Below are 2109 nucleotides of genomic sequence, written 5' to 3'. Positions count from 1 at the left end.
GGCGACCACATAGGAACCGGGCGTCGGTTCGGACGGTACGTACCCCGGGGGAAGAGCCGCGTCGAGCATGGAGAGTTCGAGCCCAGGGGGTGCGGTGAAGCGTAGCTGGCCCTCGGCACCCTGCTTGGTCAGCTCCGAGGGGGTGCCCGAGGCGACGACGCGGCCGTTGTCGATGATCGTCAGCCGGTCTGCGAGCTGCTCGGCCTCGTCCATCAGATGTGTCGTGAGCAGAACGCCGACTCCGTCGCGGCGCAGGGCGTCGATCAGCTCCCACACGAGCAGCCGGGCCTGGGCGTCGAGCCCGGCGGTCGGTTCGTCCAGGAACACCAGTTCGGGCCGTCCGACGATGGCGCACGCCAGGGCGAGCCGCTGCTGTTGCCCACCGGAGAGCCGCCGGTACGGGGTGCGGACGGCCGAGGTGAGGCCGAGGCAGTCGAGCAGCCATGCCGGATCGAGGGGGTCGGCGGAGTACGAGGCGACGAGTTGGAGCATCTCGCCGGCTTTGGAACCGGGGTATGCACCGCCGCCCTGGAGCATGACGCCGATGCGTGGCCGCAGCTGTGCCGACTGCGCGACGGGGTCGAGTCCGAGGACTCGGACCGAGCCGCCGTCGGGGACGACGAATCCTTCGCACATCTCGACGGTGGTGGTCTTTCCGGCACCGTTGGGGCCCAGCAGTGCGAGAACCTCGCCGGGGCCGATGTTCAGGCTCAGTCCGTCGACGGCACTGACACCGTCGTACGACTTGCGTACGTCGGTCAGCTGTACGACAGGTTGCGTCGCGTCGGACGTCCCGGAGATCACGAGGACTCAGCGTATTCGTCTGCGCTGCGGTCGCGTGCCGGTGGTCCGGTGCGGGTGGGCCACGGCATCCGGTTTCGCGTGAACAGGTAGAGCACTGCGATCGTCAGGATGGTCATGACTGCGGCCTGCACGATCTGGAACGGCTGGTACTCACTGCCGTTCGGCATCAGGATCACACTCACCAACGACGAGAAGGCGATGGCCGGACGCCGGAACGAGGAAGTGGTGGCCCATGCCGCCAGCGGAATCACCGCCCACAGCAGGTACCAGGGTTGGACCACGGGGAACAACAGGACGACGGCACCGAGCGCGACGCCGAGTGCGCCGACCGGATGTAGCCGGCCGCGCAGAACGGCGATCAGCATGCGGACGACGATGATTCCCGCGACGACGGCAGCGATCGGGCGAGTGAGACCCAACACGGCGGTGGTGTGGTCTCCGAGGCCGAGGAGTACACCGACGAATCCGGTGCCCAGCCCGAGAATCGTGGGAATCGACATCCAGCTGCGCACCACGCCGGCGGTCCCCAGAGTGTTGATCCAGCCGAAGCCGAGCCCACTGCCCAGGCTCACCGCGACTTGGACCGCGACGGCGATCGAGCCGAGCAGGATTGCCGCGTACACCACGGATCTGAGGGTCCCGCCCCACCGCCTCGACAGGGCCATCCCCACGAAACCGAGTGCGATGAGCGAGGGAATCTTGATCGCAGACGACAGCGCGATCAGGCCTGCTCCGCCGACGAGGAATGCAATATCGGTGCTGCGGAGGGGACCCGAGCGCTCGATCGCGCGAAGCGCCAGTTCGGTACCGGCCAGCATGAGCCCGATCATCAGGGCCTCGTTGTGGATACCGGCGACCAGGTGGAACAGCAGCAACGGGTTCGCGGCACCGAGCCACAGTGCCGTCACCGACGCAACCCCGCAGCGTCGGGCGAGGCGGGGCAGCGACCAGACGATCAACGCCACGCCCGCCAGTGCGAGCAGACGATGCAGAAAGATGCCGGCGACGATGTTCTCGCCGGTCAGGTACGTGATGCCACGCCCCATCCACAGGAACAGTGGGCCGTAGGGTGCCGGGGTCTCCCGCCAGATGTTGGGAACCGTTCGGGTCAGTACGTTGTCGGCCCCGAGTGCATCGACCGGACCGACCTCGTACGGGTCGAGTCCGCGTGCGGTGATCTCGCTCTGAGCCAGGTACGAGTAGACGTCGCGCGAGAACATCGGCGGTGCCACGCACAACGGCAGGATCCACAGCAGCAACGTGCGGTCCATCTGGGAGCGGGTGAGTCGCCGCGGGGTCGCTCCC

At 67.7% G+C, this 2109-nt stretch carries 2 protein-coding genes; both read right to left on the bottom strand.

Features of this window, described 5'->3' with window-relative positions:
• The coding region (locus A2J02_RS12685) for an ABC transporter ATP-binding protein (protein ID WP_068050513.1) at window positions 1-804 on the bottom strand (804 nt) is incomplete at its 3' end.
• Window positions 801-2109 (bottom strand): polyprenol phosphomannose-dependent alpha 1,6 mannosyltransferase MptB (gene mptB / locus A2J02_RS12680; protein WP_068050514.1); only part of this gene is annotated, 1309 nt, incomplete at its 5' end. The genes mptB and A2J02_RS12685, both read right to left, overlap by 4 nt.

Source organism: Rhodococcus sp. EPR-147 (genome assembly GCF_001647185.1).
GTDB lineage: Bacteria > Actinomycetota > Actinomycetes > Mycobacteriales > Mycobacteriaceae > Rhodococcoides.
This window is presented reverse-complemented; position numbering and strand designations above follow the sequence as displayed.